The organism is Candidatus Micrarchaeia archaeon, from assembly GCA_041653315.1.
Classification (GTDB): domain Archaea; phylum Micrarchaeota; class Micrarchaeia; order Anstonellales; family JAHKLY01; genus JAHKLY01.
Map to the genome: position 1 here is coordinate 1 of JBAZFO010000008.1, position 19,006 is coordinate 19,006.

Genomic DNA, 19,006 nt, shown 5'->3' on the forward strand with positions numbered 1-19,006 from the left:
TTCTTTCAACAGCTTTAAGGCAAACGGCCTCTGTCTGTTCTTTGACGTACTGGAGAGCGTCGCCGTTTCTTTCAACAGCTCTAAGGCAAACGGCCTCTGTCTGTTCTTTGACGTACCGGAGAGCGTCGCCGTCGCTTTCAACAGCTCTAAGGGCTTCTTTTTCAGAAGCGTACGCAATAATATCGCCCTCTTTTCCGCCGACTTTTTTTAAAAATTCTTGCAAAGTCATTTTCTTAATCCTTTCTAAGTTTTTAATTTTAAGTTTATAATTGCTGGCGGGCGGCCTTTAAAGCCACTCCCGCCGCTGTGCTAAACACCTAAGTGGATAAGCGTTTTATTTTCGGGGGTCGCTATTCACCAGATAACGACCGCCCCGTTTTGAGAAGAAGTTACAAAATTATTTCAAGGAGCAAAAAAACTAAAGAGCGACACGTTCCATATTTCTTAATTCACGCCGAAAATCATCGGCGCGGGCTATGTATCTGTTTCCAAGTTTGCTTAAAAGACCTCGCATAAATCCACGATTGTAAATCCATTTTCTCACCGTGTCGGACTTGATTCCGTGCTGTTTGCAAATCTGCGATAGATAAATTCTTTTCGACATAAGCTATTATCTTTTTAGATTGGGATTATTGGAGCAGTACAGTACCGTAGCATTTGGCGCGTCAAGAGAAGTCAGTTGATTATTGGAGCAGTACAGTACCGTAGCATTTGGCGCGTCAAGAGAAGTCAGTTGATTATTGGAGCAGTCCAGTTTCGTAGCATTTGGCGCGTCAAGAGAAGTCAGTTGATTATTGTAGCATCGCAGTTCCGTAGCATTTGGCGCGTCAAGAGAAGTCAGTTGATTATTGGAGCAGTCCAGTTCCGTAATTATTAGACCGCCGAAATCGGGCATTTTTTTATAATCCAATGACGACAAATCAAGACTCTTAATAATTCCTAATCTTTTGTATGTTGCCAAAGCCGTATTAAACAACCAGTCAAAAACCCTCTGCGTTTCTCTGTGTTCATTAAACCAAACAGGTTTATTTTCAAAGATAATCTTCCAGTCTGTTTCTTTTTGGGACAAAAAGGATTCGCCCACTGGAATCGCTTCGACTATAAGTAATTCTTTTAAGTCGCTCTTATGGTTATCGTTGAGGTTGAAAGCTTTTTTAATAACAGTGTGGCTATTAGAATCTTCGAGCCAATAAACGTCCTGTTCCGTAAATACACTTGAAACACCCTTACACATTTTTCAATTCTCCGTTTAAAAAATATAATTGCAAAGAGCTATTCTATTTTTGTCAATTCCGATACAGTAGTTTTCAGACTATCGGCAATTTTCTGCAAAGTAGCCAAACTCGGCGTTCCGTTATCGCCCTCGATTAGACAAAGGTGATTCTGGCTGATTCCGATAGTTTTTGCTAAATCACCTTGCGATATGTTTTGTTTTATTCTGGTTACTTTTATATTTGTTCCTAAGCTCATTTTTATCACTCCAAAAAGTATATCGGCAAATTACCTGCTATAAAATTACAAGTCAAGGATAATTTTTTAAAGAATTACGGCACAGTTATACAACCACAAGGAAAACAAGGGCTTATGAATTGATTTTAATTTAGTCCAGAATTTATTTTATTTAAGACCTTTGTTTTTGGGCTTCACATAACCGAACTTTATTAGCATTGCTGTTCTGGCTTTGTTGCCGTACCTTTAATGAGATTGTTTGTGAATGAAACGTGAATAAACTTATTACGCTGGAATGGATTAAGGGTCTTTGAAAGTCGCATTTTTAGCCGAATAATCCCGAATGTCCACAAATTTGTGGGCTAATTTTGATATTTGATAAGTTGTATGGATACGCACAGGGGTTAGGATTGGCGGTCTTAACCCCTGATTTTTATTCTTTGTCGGGAGAAAACGAACAGGCGGCCTACTGTTCGCAATAAACCGCCCGCCGTCGGAGGAGGATGAAGAAAACTATTATGCTTTCGGATTGTTCAGGTCTTTGATTTCGTCAATGGCAGTTATTTTGTCCCGCTCTGTATTGTCGTCTTTATTGCGATTCATAGCGATTTTACTCAACACTTTAACCGTAGGCAGTATTGGATTGTCCTGCCTAAGCGTAGGCAGTAGTTTGACGATTGCCGATGCCAGAGTAATAAAACTGGTAATTGCAAAAGTGATTATTACGCTGATTTTTTCCCAGTTGTCCAAGAGCCATTGCAACTTTTCCATATTAGTTACCTTTCATTATTCGATGAAAACCAGACGCTAATAACCAACCAATTATTAACGTTAAAATACCAAAGACAAACGTAGCCCAGACAGGCAAACGGTTTTGAATCTTTTGTATTAAATCCCATTGTCTCTTGTCTGATTCCTGTAAATTAGTAATATCGGAATCGTGCCGACCACATTTTTGCAAATCAACACTTATTCCATTTGTGCCATTTTGGCCGTTTCTGCCGTCCCTGCCGTTTTGTCCGTTCATTTGTTATTCCTTATCAAAGTTAGTTTGGCTGTGAATTTATCCTATTTTTCGTTGTTTCAATTCCGCGAGGTCTTTTTGGTTATATTTTTTAATCATATAATTTCGTACATCTTCTTTTGCGTCTTGTATGGTTTTCTCGATGGCATTTCTTCTCTGTTTGACAGAGGCTTTTTGCCAGTTAAAAGTTATGTCGAAGCCGTCTTTATTTTTAAATTTCATCTGGCCGTTTATGAGTTTGGTTATCTGGTAATCAATAAACTTCGCAGAACCGTCTTGATATTCTTTATACCTTTCATCGTTCAAATACCAGTCTTTTCCGATACTGCGAGACACCTGCGGAGTTGGTATTAAATTTTTCTTGAGTACTTCCTTTGTTTTATCGTTCAGTTTTAGCGGGTCTGGTTTGAGTTCAAAACTACCACCTCTTTGTGAGCGTTCAAATTTTGCTTTTTGTTCGGCCTCTGTTATTGCAGGATTTTTCTTTATCAAATACTGTTGAGCGTCTTGGCCGAGTTCGTCCCAATTTTTGCCGGAAATCTGATTAGCAAAATAGTCTTGGATTACTTTACGTTCTGAATCGGGATAAGAACCTCTGGCCTTAGAAAATCTGGCTGCTATTGCTTGGAGTGTGTCCTGACCGCCAATTTGTTCTGGTAGAATTACGCCTAACTTAGCTAATGTTTTATCGCTGGCATTAAGAGCCTGCGAGCCTACGCCGCCCAAAGTTCCTTTGATAAATTCTTCTACCTTTATAGGCGAAACATTAAGACCTGCCCCTATTTTTCTGGCAGTTCCAGAAGTATAAGGCTTAACCTGCATATCAACCGGCGCATTTTCTAAGCTTCTTGGTACTTGCTTTGAGCCGGTGAAGAAATTTTTATTAGCATACGCTTCAAGTGTCGGTTTGATAATCTGCGGGGTAAGCGTTGAGATAACACTGCCCTTTGTTGGATTTATTGGAGATACCGTTCCTATCAATGCCTTAGCGACATCATTAACAGAGACAGGCGATAGACCATACATCTGTTCAATAGGTCGTCTTGCCATTGACGCTATGTTGTTTATTTCCTGCGATAATGGAATTTTAATTACATTCCATTTGCCGTCTTTGCCCTTAACTGGATTCGGCGGAATGATGATAATGTTATTCTCTTTTTCCCATTCAGCAATATCCTCATAAGCCTTACGCCGTTTATCGTCTATCAGATTCCACGCCGTTGTAATTGCGACAGGAGCAAAAACAACTAAAGCCACTTTTGCGGCTGTCTGTATTGGTCTTTGCGATAAATTTCTCACGAAAGTTCTTGAACCCTGAATACTGGCTGGCAAGTAAAGAAGAGTGGCATTAAGTACTTGTTTCCATTCCCCGCCTCTGCGGAAATTGACAGTATTTTCTCTTGCCGCTCTTGACGCTAAAATTTGAGTATCAGATTCAGTTCGTCCTCGTTGTAAAGATTGTCTTTTTTTGCTAACATAATTTTGTATTCGCGAAAACTCCTCGCCCTTATTAACTATGTTCTCTGCTGCCCTTAGTAGTTCGTGAGGCCGCGTTACTGTGTAAAGTATCTTACTTTGTATATTTTTCCCTGCTCTTATTCTTTTAACCGTTAAAGGATTTGGATTTCTTGCAATATCAAAAGATGTTGATAGTGCGGAATTTCTCATCATCTCGTTATATATTTTACCGTGTCCAAAAGTCTCGAATAATACTTGTGTAAATACAAATGGATTTGCTATTGAATTACGAAGTGAAATATCGCCATTTATTATACCCGTAACTTGGTCTTTGGCTACGTTGGCCGCAAGAAAGGGTAGATTTACTCCGGTGATACCTAATTTAGCAACCCTGACAGGCGTGCTAACAATACGAAGAACTGTACCAAGTTGCTGGACATTGAGGCTTTTTGCGGCGTTGGCTATTTCGGGTGTGGTCTCAAAAGTTCTTTTAACGCCATTGTCTAAAAATGAGATTGTGTGTTGTGCTGATTCGCCCTTTTTTAATTCTCTCAATCCATAAGGATTATCGGGCAAGTCTTTATAACCTGCCAATATTCTGGCTGCTTTATTTTTTTCGCCTTGCTTGAAAGCGTCTGCGGTTTTCGCAAGTAACGAAGCGACCGGACTTTCAATTTCTCTTTCAGAGCCTTCAAGTTTTTGCACTACGGTTTGTTTTGAAAGCGAAGCGACCGCCTTTGAATTGAATTGTCCGCCTTTTTCAAGTTCATTAAAAACCCTATTCAATGGTACATAATTCGGGTATCGTTTTTTAAGCATATCCGAAATGTCTTTGCTGATTAAACCAGAATCAATAGAATAATCCAAAAGTTTTTGGGAATACTGATTTATTGCTTTTGCCTGTTCCTCATATCTCGGTGCGAATTGTTTTATCAACAAAGCGTCTTTTAATAAATCTCTGCCGGTTTTTATTCCTAACGCCTCGACATCACGGGCTTGTTTGGCAATCATATATTGGTCGAGATTACCAAGATTATCTGTTCGTCTAATAACCTCAACCAACCCATTATCTTTGGCAAATTGACTTGCAGGCGTAACCGTATCTAATACTTTATCGATTTGATTTGTAATATGGTTTTCCGGCAATACTTCATAACCGCCTTTTTTCTGTGCAATTCTCAAAGTGTCTTCAATCGGCGAAGCAAAGTCCACAAGTTTTGACTTTGCCTCTTTATATAGTTTGCTTGCATTTCCGATAATACCCAAAGATTCTGATTGTCTTGCGGTATTTTGTTTAGCCGTTTGCTGTTCAGCATATTTTTCAGCGTCAAAAGATTTTAAATCCTCCGGCGACATTATCGCCGCTTTCACTTCCGGCTTATTATATTGCAGTTTTACTTCGTCCCATATTTTTGTAAGGTGAGGCTTAATCCAATCACCGGCGTATTCCGTAACAAGTTTAGACCATTTCGCAAAATCTCTAACACCGTTTTCAAAGTGGTATGCGCCGATAATTAAAGCATCTGAAAAATCGCGGGGGTCAAGACCGCTTCGTAAACCTTTGCCGAATAATCTCTTTTTAGCTGCGGCGGCGGCTTCATCGGAAACAAAGCGAGTTTGTTTTAATTCTGTCGGGGCAAGAAATTCTCTGGCGTTTTTACGAGCAATCTCTAATGCTTTTGCCGTTTCAGTTTCAAGAGTAGTTTTCGCGCCCCCGCTTTCGGGGGCGGGCGGGTTAAAAGTTCCTTTTTCTGTCGATAGATATGTTATATTTTGTACGGAATCTTGCAACCTCGCGTCCGTTAATGCTTTTGCTACTCTTGTTCTAATTGTTTCAAGAGGAATTTTTTCATCATAATAAATCGTCAGTTTTGAATTATTTCCGTCCCAATATGATTTTTCTATTCCATCTAATTTATCTGTACGTTCTGTTATTTTCCCCTTTCCCGCTTCGGCTGTGTCTTGAGGGGACATAGCAGGCTCTTTTAAGTCGGGATATTCTGCGATAATTTTCTGTGAAAGTAATTCGGGATATTTTTTGATTAAGACTAACTGTTTATCATCTAATGGCTCGCCCCATAAATCAAATTCACTGACAGTTTTTTTAATAACAGCTTTTTCTATGGCAGTATTTATTGCTGAACGTATTTCAGATTCGGTATGCTTCCCAGCGTCAAAAATCAAATCAGAATCAAGACCCGCGTTCTTGCCTATTCCAATTACTACATCTGATTCGGATTCAGAATGAACTACTGGGTGTTCGGCTAATCTTATTCTCACTTCTCCATTGTCGAAATAATGAGCTTCACTTTTAGCGGAACGGTTAGGCGCAGGGAATCGTTCACGGAGTATTCGACTGACAGCGTTAAATACATCGTCTTGTTTTTCAATTATTCCATCATTCCCGCTTGGCTGTTGTTTAGATGGCTCTATGTTATCGCGGGCAGCCTGTTTTTCTGCCATTGAGGGAAGTGTAGCAGATTCGGGGGTTTTTGCAACAGGCTCTCTGTATTTAGCCTGTGGAACACCAAAACTACCCTCTGCTGTGTCCATCTGCACCGGCTCATTTTTGAAGTCTTTGGCGGTATGTTCTTCCCAAGTCTTTTGGGCAATGTCTTTCAGGTTTTTAGCGTTTTCTGCTACTTGCGCCCAAGCCTCTTTAGGAGATAATTTCTCATATCCGATATTGCCCTCGGCGGTTTCAATCTGGCCGGTTTTCGGTATCTGTGCCATTTTCAAGCCGAACTGCACAAGTGATTCAGGCGGTACGTCTTTTAATTCAGGGTGTTTGTTTTTTATGGCATCACCGGCCTTGATTATCTGTTCTCTGTATTTAGGTCTAAAGAACAAATCCGGCGTTCTCAAAATCGCACCGGATAATTCAAATCCCAAAATGGTTAGTACGGTGTCCTCAATATCTTTCTTTGTGCCACCCTCTAATGCCGTTAAGCCTGCAAAGCCACTGGTAATAGTTCCAATTCTTGCTATCTCTTTGGCCGTTTTTCCGGCTAATGATTTTGGTATCCACGGCTCGAAAGCCGCACCTGCAAAATGCAATGCCTGTCCAGTCATAGCAGAAGTTAAAGCCTCTTTCCCGATTTCTCCAGCAGTTTTATCGCTTCCGATATTTGTTAATGCAGAATGACCCGCAAATAGAGGGGCTAAATACCTTTTGCCTGGCAATGCGGCAAATTCCGCACCAACTCGGCTTACGGTAGAGGCAACGCCGGTAAGTCTTTCGCCTATTGGTAGTTTTTGCTCGGTATCATATTCTGAAAGAGCTTGTCTGAAAGTCGAATATAAGCCTTTTTTTGCATCATCGCTCCCTTTCATAAAAGCGATAAAAGACGGCTCAACAAGACCTCGCTTGCTTAACTGATTCATTTTATCGAAAAAGTCAAAAGCCGTTGAAGCCCTTAGTAAATTTCGTTCGTAAGGTTTCATTCCGGCAATTACGTCTTTTGCGTATTCCACAGGACGGCGTGCCTCTTGTTCAACCTGTGCGGCCTGTTGTATGTTCTGTTGTACAATTTGCGGTTTCGTCCCCATTCCAAACCGCTCTAACTGTGCAAAGTTCGGCTCTTGAATAAAAGGAGAGGTTATTGACCGTTCTTCCTGCTTCGGGGACTGTCCGATGTCGTCAAACGATTTAACGGCAGGCTTGCCAATTTCATCAAAAGGCTTGACTTGTTGAGATTGAGAATTTGTACCTATTTCTTCAAATGACTTTATTGCCATTTTTTAGCCCATTTATTATAATACTCTTTGGCTTTTTTTACATTTTTGGTTTTAAGGGTTTCTGTGTTTGCGTAAAATTCTTCAAGAGATTTAGGCTCTCCGGTTGATTGTATAGAATTTGCGTCCGCCCCGCCATTTTGTTGTTGATTTAAAAAATTATCAAAATCAGTAGCCGTATTGTCGCCGATAGGTATTTCAAGTTTTGTCTGTTCGCCAGTTGTCGGGTCGATACCATAATAACCATCCGCGCCTTTTACAATTCTCATTCTTGCGCCATAAGCTCTTGATTTCTGTCCTGATGCTATTTTAGCTTCTGGCGTGTTTTTGTATTTATCATTCATATACCACGGCGCATCGCTAAATTCCTGATTACCATTTTGCAATCTGCGTTTTGTGTATTCGGCCTGTGCCTGTTCGAGCGGAGACATCATTTGCTGTTGCAACATTTTTTGAGCCATTTCCATACCACCCGGCGTTTGGAACTGCGGTAACTGACCACCCATTTGTTGAGGATTCTGACCCTGATTCATCTGCGGATTAGCAAAAATACTACCCGAACCACTCGCGGAAAGCATAGGGTTTAATTGCATATTTGCAGGAGATATTCCACGTTGCATAAGATACTGATTCATTGCCTGCAAATCGGCGTTGCCCATATTTCTTTGGCGTTTTTCCTGATAACTTCGCTCGTAACCCTGCATCATATTATTGAGCATTTGAGCGTAAGGGGCGTATTTGTCCGCTTCAATTTGATATATCGTCTGCATAACTTATCCTTAAAATTATCTACCTAAAAAACCACTTAACAAACCACGATTATTTGTATTATTTGCCGGATACCCCCTACTTTGCCAATATCCCTCTCCGGTAGTTCCTTTATTACCGAGCAACATCGAAGATGCCATAGTTCCCGCTGCCTTACCGGCTACGCCGCCAAACATCGGAAGAAACATACTACCGGCAATTTGACCGGCTATCGGCAAGCCATCTCTGCCGGTTGCAATCATACCTTTGGGGAGTATTCCATTAAGCCCAAAAAAACCTAAGAGGCCATTTATTCCAGTTTGGGGTACATCTTCGTTAAACAAACCCTCAATTGCGCCGGGTTGACCATTTAAACCGCCCATTAAACCGAGATTATTTATCATACCGAGAGGCATATTTACCATACCCATCGGATTAGAAAGCATTCCCAGGGGATTTAAAAGACCGCCTATGCCGCCCGATTGTCCGCCGCCGCCGAACAGTCCGCCCAACAGTCCACCACCGCCGCCGCTACTTTGATTACCGGAATTTTGATAGTTTATTATCATATTAACCTTTTAAGCAAACATTGTTCCCATACCACTTGCACCAAATCCACCCATCATAGAGGCTGCACCGCCAAATGTATCACCACCCATTCCGCCGCCCATTAAACCGCTAAAAAGTCCACCCATCATATCTTGTCCCATTCCAGAACCCATAAACGAACCGAGTAATGGCATAAATGATGAACTTGCCGATGGCGCGGATTGTTGAACATTTGCCACATTTTCAAAGGCCGGAGTGCCAAGAGCCAAGCCCATAGTATTCAACCACGGATTATTGTAAGCCTGACTTTGCAACCACTTCTGTTGTTCCGCTGTTAAGTTCTGTTGAGTGTTTTGCTGTTGCAACGCACCGGCATTCATTGCTTGCCCCATCGTATCCATACCCATAGCACCTATCTGTCCGGCCTGTTGAGCTAATTGGCCGGGCATCTGTGCCATATTCATAGCCTGATTTATTCCGGTTTGTTGTCGGCCTAATTGCGCATTCCTACCCTGATACATCAAGTTTGCAAGTTGGGCGTTCATATTTGTTGACAAATCAACACCGCTGTTCGCAATAGCTCTGTTCATCGCACCGCTGCTGCCCGCACCCTGACCGGCATACTTTTCGAGAAGTTGGGGCATTATATTTCTCTGGTAATTCTGCATAGCGGGATTTACAAAAGCAGATTGCCAGTATTCCTTATCAGAAGCAGGGTTATAATCAGCAAGCATTGAGTTTAATGCCGGATTGGCTTGATTGAGATAGTTTTGGCCTGCATTTGCATCATAACCCTGCAATGCTTTGCTGAAGATATTCGCGCCCTGTTGCGCGGTCGGTATCATACCGCCATAGAAATCTATGCCCTGTTGTTGAAGATTGGAAAGCGGCGCAACCGTCTGGCCGGAGTAGGCAGGCATACCCTTGCCAAACTGTTCACCCAAAAGCGTAGTCATTTGGTCAAGTAAAGACCTTTGGCCAGGTGTTAATGTTGTAGCCTGTATTATATCCGTACTGGTAGAACCGCCGCCGCTGCCAGCAGTACCGCCGCCGCCCAAAATACCAGTCAATCCACCTAAACCACTGCCGCCACTGCTACCGCCGATATTTCCCATTATAATATCTCCTTTGAGATAAGAATTTTATCTACTTTGATATTGTATTTTCTTAGAAATGCTTTAGTGTTTTGAAGTCTTACTGTTTCACCAATCAATTTATGAATGCCTTTTGACTTTGACCATTCCTCAACACTTTTTAAAAGTTTTCCGGCAACATCTATGCCGTCTATCTGTTTTGAGACATACCAAAAAGACACAAATACATTTTGAGGATTAACCACTCTGCAAACAATCAAACCAACCGGCGATAAATCCATTGCAATCCAGCAACCAAAATCAACATTGCCGAGGTTTGTATCGAGCCATAATGAGAGTTCTTCTTGTGAAGAATTTTCAAACTTGTTAGGCATTTGTTTCAACAAGTCCAAAATGGATTGCTTAAACTTAATCTCATTGACATTTATTATTTTCATTAAACTACGCCTATTACAATTCCGTTTTCTACCGACACGGTTTCGCCGCCCGCCGCCGCAAAGGTATCTGTAATCGCATCGCCTTTATTTATTCTTTTAAGAAGCCAGTTAATCCGCCTGTTTTGATTTTCTATAATTTTTTCCAAGTCCGTCAATCTCCTGTCAATATAGACAGGCATCGTCTCTCCGGTTTTAATTTTAGGGAACAGTTCTTTTTCTTTTATGAGTTCCATTTTTTTAGTAAATCTTCGCCCCCTTTGCGAAATACGGAATTATCGAATGTATTCTCGGCCTGACTGAATTATCGTTTGTTATTTTGATACTATGAAATCTGGCCTGTTCGCCAAAATAAACTGTTTTTAAAACCTTATCTTCATTAAGAGACGTACCATCACAGGTTATAGATGCCGTTTTGATTATCTCCGTAGAACCGTCTTTGAAAAACTGAACGTCAAAAGTAACATCATCGTCTCTGTCAACAAGAAAACAAAGTTTGCCCAAATACGCCTTACTGTTTTCCTCGATAAAAGGATTCCACTGCCCGCTTTTGGCGATAAACTCAATATCAGTTCCGTTATCGGCACTACTTGAATTTAATTTATAAACATATCCGGTCGTGCAACCCATAAGAATTGTCGGATAGCCCGCCTGATTTGATTCATCGTCAAAAGAATAATCAATATCGTCAAGTGTGGTTTCTATATTGTCGAGAATTAAATCACTGGATAATTTGCTTTTGCCGAAACAGTGAGCCGGTAATTCGTAAATCGCAAAAGATTGATTTTCGTAATTATAAACCAAAACTCTGTCCGGTTTCGTTCCTGCCTGTGAAACATAGGAAATAAAAATCTGTTTATCTGCCTCTATGTTTATGGCGTTAGAATAGCTAATATAAGTCAAATTCCAACCAACAACCTCATCAGGAATTACAATGTTAATATCATAAGAACTTCTGCCATCGGTTTCTATAAGTGAAGTACCGTTGACATTCAAAAGCCTGTCTTGTCCCTGCACCTGATAAGTAACCATAGAATCTATCGCGTAACACCCGCCCTGCGCAATTAAATCCCATTGGAAAGGCAGGTCTGCATCGCCGGTGTAGGTATATCGCCATAATGAATTACTAAATCTTACATACAAATCCTCGCCAATAAAACCTGCCGAAACGATATAGTCGTTTGTTTTATCGTTATCGAGATAGTTTTCATCAGGCCATATTTGAGGATTATTTGCCTGACACCATCGGGCGCGTTTGCGGTATCTCGTTCCTCTTTCTGTGGTATCGAAAATTATCAATCGTCCGTGATAAACGACTATTAAGAGGCATCTTGTAATATCGTTATCCGCACCGCCGTCAACGTCTAAATCTATCTGTAATTTACTTAAAGATGTACCGTCATATTTGCATATCTGGTCAACGCTATTTGTGATGTATGCTATGTCATACCAGTTTGTGATTCTGAAAAAGTTCGTATCGTCTCCGGTAAATTCATCATCACTTGACGCGCCATCAGCAACGCCGAAAATCTCTGCGTGATTAGTGTGGTCAACGAGTGTTGCACCATTACGGAAAGCATTTGTAGCAGTAACGTTTTTAAAAATTATTGTACCATCGGCATTGCCAGATAACCACGCGCCGTGGTCTAAAACAACAGATTCTATCGTAGCGATTATTTCTGCCGTTCCAGTAGCATCATCGGCGACCCAAGTATCGACTATTTTAAATGTCGTAGCCGCTTTTTCTGATACAACAAAAGTTCCATTGTAATTTGTCGTTCCTGTAATATAAACAGTAGTCCCATTTTCTAATCCGTGAGCAATTGATGTTGTTACAGTAACCTTCCCACTGCCAGCGTCTGCAAAATGCGTAATAGTATTAAGGCAACCCACAACATCATTTGCAAGCGGTGTATGATTTTGCACCCCGCCGTGTTTAACGTGAACCTTATGCCTTGTCAAGTCAACAAATGCCGATGTTACGGTATCCCATTTATTGATTCTCTTTGTATCGCAAGCCAATAGATATTCACTTGCACCATTATTGTATGTAAGTAATCCCATAACCGCTAATGCGGGGTTTGTATCCGTCCCTGCGGTTGTACTGGTTTTTACTAATCTGCCAAATTCTTCATACCCCTTGCGTTTTTCAAGAACACCTCTTTTTATATGACAGTTGGTTAATTCCGTAAAAGCGTCTTTAGGGAGCAACCAAGCGTCTCTCTGTGAGACTTTGCCAAACTTCCAATCTAAAATAGGGTATGGGGTAAAATTCATTTGTTTCCTATTGGAATAATTAGTACTCCACCACAACAACGTGAATACTTGTTAAATTTATATCTGCATTTGCGCCATTTACACCTCTTACCCCAAAACTGCCAACTGCCACAGATTCCGCATAATCAATCGTGGCGTATGCACCTGTTGCCGTTACTGTTCCTATGCCAGAAACTACAATACAATAATTTACATCAGCCATTGATGGCGACAGATTGACTTTCCATCTGCCCGTGGCCGTATGGGTTACGCTCGATACGCCCGGATGTGAACCCAAAAATGCACCATCGGAATTAAAAACTGCGTAGGCTTTGATTTGCGGAACTATTGCACCTATCTGGTCATCGACATATTTTTTATTGGTAAGCTCTGCGTCAGCATCGGGCGCGGCAGAAGTGGCATTTTTAGAACCATCGGCCAATGTCGCTATTCCGGTAACGCCAAGTGTGCCTGCAACAAGCGTATCTCCAGTCGAAGCGGCAACATTGAACTTATCTGTATTTACCGCAAAATCACCTGTAACGCCAAGCGTACTTCCGAATACTCTCGCTGCGGCAAGAAACGTAGCGAATTGTTCAACAGATATATTTGTCCAAGTTGGTGCTGTTGCAGTTAGGATATAGATTTTATTGTCGTCAGAATCAATCCATACAGAACCTAAATCGGCAGAAGTAAAAGCCGTAACGCCGTCTAATCGTGTCGCTGGCGCGGTTGACTGAAAGAAACATCGAGCCGAGCCTTGAGCGTGAATGCCCGTCTGCGTTCCGCCTGTCGTAAAATCGTGTTCATTGTCTATCGCGGTTTCTAAAGCACCATTGTTATCTCTTATCGTATCGTCAATCGTTTTTGCCGCTACTCCGGCAGCAGGCAAATCTTTATTCCAAGCAGTCATTTTTAATAATTCCTTTCAATCTGTCTGTTCTTCATTTGCAGATATTTTTTCTGGTTTATAGACCTGACGTGATAGTCAACAATTCCCGAAACATCATTAGCTCTTTCGGTGTCTTTTTCTTCCTCTGTTAAGTATAATAACGCCGCAAGTGCGGCTATTAACGCACCCCATTTAATATCAAGGGGAGTATCGGAATCGCTACTCAAAGCGTCCGGCCTGCCGAGTACCGGACATTTCAACTGGTATGTATCGTTTGCTCTCGGCCTAACGTAAATATAATCCTCAAATATCGCAACCGTTTCAGGAGTTCCCCTGTTATCGGGGTCGCCGTCTGTGTAAGTATCCGTAATAGCCGCATTGTCTAATGCCGTTGTGCCTGGAATAAATCCGCCCGAATCCGTACTGATAACAGTTACGAACCCCATAAAAGCAGAATCGGAATCGGCGGCATTTAAACCCTCAATAGCAAGAGCAGGCGTAGCATATCCGGTCGCATTGCCGCTTGCTTGCGATATTGTTATCGTTCCTGCCGAATTTATTTTTAAAGCAAAAGCACCGTACTTGTTTTGCGGGATTGTACTTAAACCGCTGAAAGATACCTCACTTGTCGTTTTGGAATATGAATACCCGCCAATGAGATAAGAAAATGTACTGTGTTTAATTTTCTTCGTATCTGATGAACCTATCGCAAGCGTGGGCGCGGTTATGTATTGTTCATTGCCATCTTCGGGATAATCAGTAAAGAATTTTTCGGTATCACCCTCAAAGATTATTTCCTCGCCATTCAGAAAAACAGGTCTTGTAAAATCAAGTTCAGTTTGCAGAATTGCGTACTTGCCATTGTCGGTTGCCGATAGTGCCTGTGTATGCCAACTTTTAAATTTATCAAGTTTGAGAATTTCCGGCAGATGATTTCTGTAAGCGTCATTTATCCACTTATTACAAGTCGCAGACGTAATTTCAGACGTTGACGATTTGCCAATATGTGTTCTAAATCGTGTTCTTATTTCGCCTAAATTATGTGTAAATTCATCAGCCATAATCACCCTCAAAACAAGGGGTGAGGATTAACCCACCCCTTATCAATTTAAAATTATTGAGCAGTTACAACAGAAGAAGCACTAAGCGGAATATATCTCATATAAACCGTTAATTCTCCAGCACAAGTTCCATCGTGAACAGCAGTTAGTTCAACCATTCCAATAGGAACGATAAGCCCATAAGACACATCTGTTCCCATCGCCAGAGCAACGCCGTTCGTTACCTCTGTTAAGTCAGTAGCAAGAACACCATCCCAAGTATAAAGTGTACCAACCGCATCGGCGTTGATTTCAAGACCGGGCGCAGTGATACCAAAAGCCGTATCGGTCGCCGGTGTGGTCGGGTCGATATTGTAGCTAATAGTACAACTTTCGCTTGCAATAGCCGTAGTTGTTACATAAGCAACAATTTCCGTAATCTTTATCGGCCCGCCAGTAACGGCAAAAAGGTTATTTGCGCCATTAGCTATCGTAGATACTGTTTTGGATATAGACTTTTCCATAGTGCCAGTACCAGTAAGCGCCTGCATTTCAGAAGCCGTATCCATTGCAGCCGTATCAACAAGAACTGCCGTTAAATTAGCATCAAAGTCAGATAAATCTTCCTGAATAACAGCAATGTTTGAATCCACATCTACCAAATCGTGTTGTATTGAAATGATATTTGCGTCAACGTCAACAAGGTCGTGCTGAATAGCGTCTGTATCGGCATTGATTACTACCAAATTTGCGTCAATATCGACCGCATCGTGCAACAGACTATCAAGGTCAACATTTAGAGCCTGTAATGACATTGTTGTATTGTTAAATGTTGAGGGTGTGGCCGTTGCACCATTGCACATAATCATAGCAAGGGCAGAATCATTGACAAGCGTGGCTGGATAAGCACCTGTGCCATCAGAGCCGTAATACATCTTTTTCAGAATATCATCGGCAGAGCCAGCCGTTACAGTTCCAATAGCAGGTAAAGCTGGTATTCTGATTGCACTTAAATCTACAGTGTTGATACCGTAATTTTCAATGCAAGACATTGAGCCAGGGTCTAACGTGGTAGCAATCGTATCTGTGTACATCGAATTCTTCTCACAAACGCCGGTAGCTGCACCGCCAAACTCAATAGCATACTGGCCTGTTGACAGGTTTGTAACCGTATTGAAGCCGATATAGCAGTTTGTAGGCACTGCTGTACCAGCCCAGATACCAGCTTCGCTAAATGTGCCGTAAATTATATTGCCGTAACAGGTTGGATTTACAATAGTCGCCGCTTCAAGATTGATAAAATTTGCGGGTGCGCCAGTACAATAGTAAGTACAATTTGCAATAGTACAATCCGTTGCAGTAGTTCCGACAGCAATACCATCAAGAAATTCATCGGTCGCAGCCGCTTCGCCATCGGCAAATTCGCAGTTCACTATCGTTGCAAAATCACCTGCGTTTTCGACATCAATAGCGTGTGCAATACCTGTAACTGATGGGACAAATCGTAAATTACTGATAGTTACGTTTGCCGCACCGATAACAAATTCCCCGGCAGCGTTTGTATAAACAAACTCCGGTTTATCTGTGCCTTTGCCAAGACCAATAACAGTAATCCCTGCAACATCTAAATCCACTCCGTCAGCACCGGATAAATCTTCCGTATGTCCCTGCATAACGTAGATTATATCTCCGTTGTTTGCAGTACACTTTGCAACCGCAGCGTCAAGAGTAGGCAATGCCTCTGTTGGAGTTTTACCGTCAACTGTCGCGGCGTTTGACTTGCCGCTATCGACATAGAATACATTGCCAGTTCCGAGATTGCCGCTCGACTGGAGATTTGCTATATCAGTATCGTAAGTATCAAACCTGTCAGTAAGTACCCTCAAAAGTCCTTTTGTGTTACTGATATTCTTAAAGTTTAGTTCCTGTTTCTCGGCCAATCCCATTGACACAAACGCCAACAGAAATACAACCATAAAAACAGCTTTCATTGTGTTTTTCATAGTTAGTTCCTTTCACGAACTTTGATTAGTTTTTTTCTTTTAAACTTGTAATTCGGCTTCAGCTAAAATCTGATTGCCGACAATGCCGAGCTTATCAAGAATCGCCTTGTCGAGAACAACGCCAAATTGAGCATCTTTAGGTACTTCCGCGTCATTCAAAACTTCAAAGATGTATTTTCTGGACACTCCAGTTCTACGAGAGACAGGCTCACCGCTTACAGGGTGAGGAGTTGTTTCGTATTGCGGCTCTGTGCCGGCAATAGTTTTGCGCAGATTGTCGACAAGCCATATTGGGAGAATATGAACCCTGCCATCGTAAAGCGTGAAAGTGTGCAGACAGCCTTTGTTGATTTTCTCTGTTGCGCCCGGATTAGCGATATTTCTAAATAAGGCATAAACCTTTTTAGAAGCCTCAATCGCTTTTGATTCGGGGGAAGAAAAATCCTTTTTGGTTGTCGTTACACCTGCGTCTTTCAGGGTTTGTTCTGCCTTAACTTTCAACTCTGCCCTTACTTTTGCGTCAAGCTCGATTTCGTGCCTAATCGCGGCGGTTTCGACAAGGTTTTCAAGTTCGTTACGCTTTACGTTTTTTGGAACTTCAACTTTTAGCTTTACCGCTAAATCGTTAAGTTCCTCATTGTTCATTTTCTTTAGTTCTAACACGTTCATATTCAATTCCTTAAATTTCTATTTTTTAGATTAGTTTTTCATACCTTACGATTTATGCGCCGCATACTCCGCCAACCCAGCCGTCAACATCGCCAAAATCGACATCTTCATCGGATTCAATGGCTATAAAATACGCCTCATAACCATCAGCAACCATTGTTGCGGCAATTCTTACGCCCTGATAACCTACTCTTGTTTCGGGAACATTGACTCTTTCCCAAACAGTAGAACCATCTGTTACCTGTTCGCCTATACCGGCTGGCCAAGTCGGCTCGGTTGCCGCAGATGTGCCGTCCGTAACACATTCAAAAATAGCACTCCTGTCGGTATTTGATGTTGAACTCGGTCTAACATAAGTTCCGTGTGCCGTTACAGACCTTGCTGTCGCGGCAGAGCCTACCGCCTGTGTCCAACTGGTAATTGTCGGAGCTTGCGCAGCACTGTCATAAGCGGCTATACCACTGGCCGATGCTATTTCGGCATCAACGCCATCAGTGAACGACCAACCGTCAATTATTGTAGCCAGTTCGCCGAACTGTTTAAACCACTCATAAACAACCGCGTTCGTGGACGATGCACCCCTGTAAATCATCTTGAAATAGTTCGGTATAAAACCGAGAGGCAGGTACACAAGGCCGTTATCGCCTGTCAATTTTCCTGTTTTTATTTGATTCATTTGTATTTTCCTTTCATTTTTTCAGTTTTGTTTTGTTGTTAAAAATTAGATGGTGAATTTCAAGTTGTGAAGTCTGATTTCATCGAGAATCTTAGAAACGTGCGTCATATACCAGCCGATATGCTGAACTGGATTGATAACGCCTATCTCCTTGCGGATAATCGGCTCTTTGCTGCCGTCTATCTCGACATTGCCATAAGCACCGCGAGACAAAACCGTAGCATAGTAGTATGTACTGCCGTCATAATATCCATTAGAAGTCAAACACCATCGAGTCATACCGATAGAGCCAACTTCGCCAGGCAGAAGATTCGTCTGTGCAGGATAACTTGCGACCGGCACAAAACCCGATACCGCTTTAAGTTTCGTCCAGCATTTGACGTTTGCGATTACAGGGAAAGCCTGCTCAATCGGAGTAGTTCCTACGCCCCTACCTGCTTTGAGAATAGGATAAGGCGGTTCGCAATCTTCATTCAAAAGAGCCTGAACAACAGCGTCAATATCCTCTGCATTAAGGAATGTTGCTGTCCCTGTTCCGTGCGAGCAGGTCGTAGAAGAAGCCGCACCGGCAAGCACGTCTTTGCTAAGCGTATCGACCGTAAGGTCTCTTGCATCAATAAGCTCATCAACGGTCATCTGTTGTTCCTGTCCCAGTCCTGTCATATTCAGCCATTTAGACCGAACAACAACAGCACCGTAAGGCTTTACGGATGCCGATATATCGGTCTTTGAGCCGAGTAACGGGGTCGGTTCGCCTATCTCATTAAGCGGCGTTGTCTGTGCGCCAAACTTCGCAAGCCGTCTCCACTTAACAACCTCACCTGCGTTTTTCGGCATTCCTACTTTTTCCGCGAGTATAGCGTAAAGCAGTTTCGGCTTTAAAGTTTTGAGACACTGTTTCTGAAACACTACATTAACCGGATGGTCATATCTGGTAGTCGTGTTCACGTTTTTTGTAGTTGTTGCCATATTAAATTCCT

At 41.9% G+C, this 19,006-nt stretch carries 18 protein-coding genes; all 18 read right to left on the reverse strand.

Annotated elements, in window-relative coordinates; all coding sequences use genetic code 11:
- Positions 1-229: DUF4116 domain-containing protein (locus WC356_02675; GenBank protein ID MFA5382043.1), on the reverse strand; the 229-nt coding region annotated here is incomplete at its 3' end.
- Positions 230-610: 381 nt separating this feature from the next.
- Positions 611-1,234, reverse strand: coding sequence for a hypothetical protein (locus WC356_02680; protein ID MFA5382044.1), 624 nt, complete (start codon positions 1,232-1,234; stop codon positions 611-613).
- A gap of 38 nt (positions 1,235-1,272) precedes the next feature.
- The gene (locus WC356_02685) at positions 1,273-1,470 is read right to left on the reverse strand and encodes a helix-turn-helix transcriptional regulator (GenBank protein ID MFA5382045.1); all 198 of its coding nucleotides are present in this window, start codon (positions 1,468-1,470) and stop codon (positions 1,273-1,275) included.
- A gap of 495 nt (positions 1,471-1,965) precedes the next feature.
- Positions 1,966-2,220, reverse strand: coding sequence for a hypothetical protein (locus WC356_02690; protein MFA5382046.1), 255 nt, complete (start codon positions 2,218-2,220; stop codon positions 1,966-1,968).
- Between the two features lies 1 nt (position 2,221).
- Positions 2,222-2,476, reverse strand: coding sequence for a hypothetical protein (locus WC356_02695; protein ID MFA5382047.1), 255 nt, complete (start codon positions 2,474-2,476; stop codon positions 2,222-2,224).
- A 36-nt stretch (positions 2,477-2,512) separates the two neighbouring features.
- Positions 2,513-7,669 (reverse strand): LPD38 domain-containing protein, encoded by a 5,157-nt coding sequence (locus WC356_02700; GenBank protein MFA5382048.1) that lies wholly within the window; start codon positions 7,667-7,669, stop codon positions 2,513-2,515.
- The gene (locus WC356_02705) at positions 7,660-8,436 is read right to left on the reverse strand and encodes a hypothetical protein (protein ID MFA5382049.1); all 777 of its coding nucleotides are present in this window, start codon (positions 8,434-8,436) and stop codon (positions 7,660-7,662) included. The genes WC356_02700 and WC356_02705 overlap by 10 nt, the downstream gene beginning before the upstream one ends.
- A 15-nt stretch (positions 8,437-8,451) precedes the next feature.
- The gene (locus tag WC356_02710; GenBank protein ID MFA5382050.1) at positions 8,452-8,982 is read right to left on the reverse strand and encodes a hypothetical protein; all 531 of its coding nucleotides are present in this window, start codon (positions 8,980-8,982) and stop codon (positions 8,452-8,454) included.
- Between the two features lie 9 nt (positions 8,983-8,991).
- Positions 8,992-10,077, reverse strand: coding sequence for a hypothetical protein (locus tag WC356_02715; GenBank protein MFA5382051.1), 1,086 nt, complete (start codon positions 10,075-10,077; stop codon positions 8,992-8,994).
- Positions 10,077-10,493 (reverse strand): GNAT family N-acetyltransferase, encoded by a 417-nt coding sequence (locus WC356_02720; GenBank protein ID MFA5382052.1) that lies wholly within the window; start codon positions 10,491-10,493, stop codon positions 10,077-10,079. Before WC356_02720 ends, WC356_02715 begins: the two co-directional genes overlap by 1 nt.
- Positions 10,493-10,726: a hypothetical protein gene (locus tag WC356_02725; protein ID MFA5382053.1), complete on the reverse strand. Its 234-nt coding sequence runs from the start codon at positions 10,724-10,726 to the stop codon at positions 10,493-10,495. Before WC356_02725 ends, WC356_02720 begins: the two co-directional genes overlap by 1 nt.
- 4 nt (positions 10,727-10,730) lie before the next feature.
- Positions 10,731-12,767, reverse strand: coding sequence for a hypothetical protein (locus tag WC356_02730; GenBank protein ID MFA5382054.1), 2,037 nt, complete (start codon positions 12,765-12,767; stop codon positions 10,731-10,733).
- Between the two features lie 19 nt (positions 12,768-12,786).
- A complete protein-coding gene (locus WC356_02735; GenBank protein ID MFA5382055.1) occupies positions 12,787-13,659 on the reverse strand; it encodes a hypothetical protein in 873 nt (290 codons plus the stop codon).
- A 2-nt stretch (positions 13,660-13,661) separates the two neighbouring features.
- The gene (locus WC356_02740) at positions 13,662-14,699 is read right to left on the reverse strand and encodes a hypothetical protein (protein ID MFA5382056.1); all 1,038 of its coding nucleotides are present in this window, start codon (positions 14,697-14,699) and stop codon (positions 13,662-13,664) included.
- A gap of 53 nt (positions 14,700-14,752) precedes the next feature.
- On the reverse strand, positions 14,753-16,681 hold the full coding sequence (locus tag WC356_02745; protein MFA5382057.1) for a hypothetical protein: 1,929 nt from the start codon (positions 16,679-16,681) through the stop codon (positions 14,753-14,755).
- A 39-nt stretch (positions 16,682-16,720) separates the two neighbouring features.
- On the reverse strand, positions 16,721-17,350 hold the full coding sequence (locus tag WC356_02750; GenBank protein ID MFA5382058.1) for a hypothetical protein: 630 nt from the start codon (positions 17,348-17,350) through the stop codon (positions 16,721-16,723).
- 52 nt (positions 17,351-17,402) lie between these two features.
- A complete protein-coding gene (locus WC356_02755) occupies positions 17,403-18,026 on the reverse strand; it encodes a hypothetical protein (protein MFA5382059.1) in 624 nt (207 codons plus the stop codon).
- Positions 18,027-18,071: 45 nt separating this feature from the next.
- Positions 18,072-18,995 carry a N4-gp56 family major capsid protein gene (locus WC356_02760; GenBank protein MFA5382060.1) on the reverse strand — a complete coding sequence of 308 codons (924 nt, stop codon included), beginning with the start codon at positions 18,993-18,995 and terminating at the stop codon, positions 18,072-18,074.
- Positions 18,996-19,006: the final 11 nt, after the last annotated feature.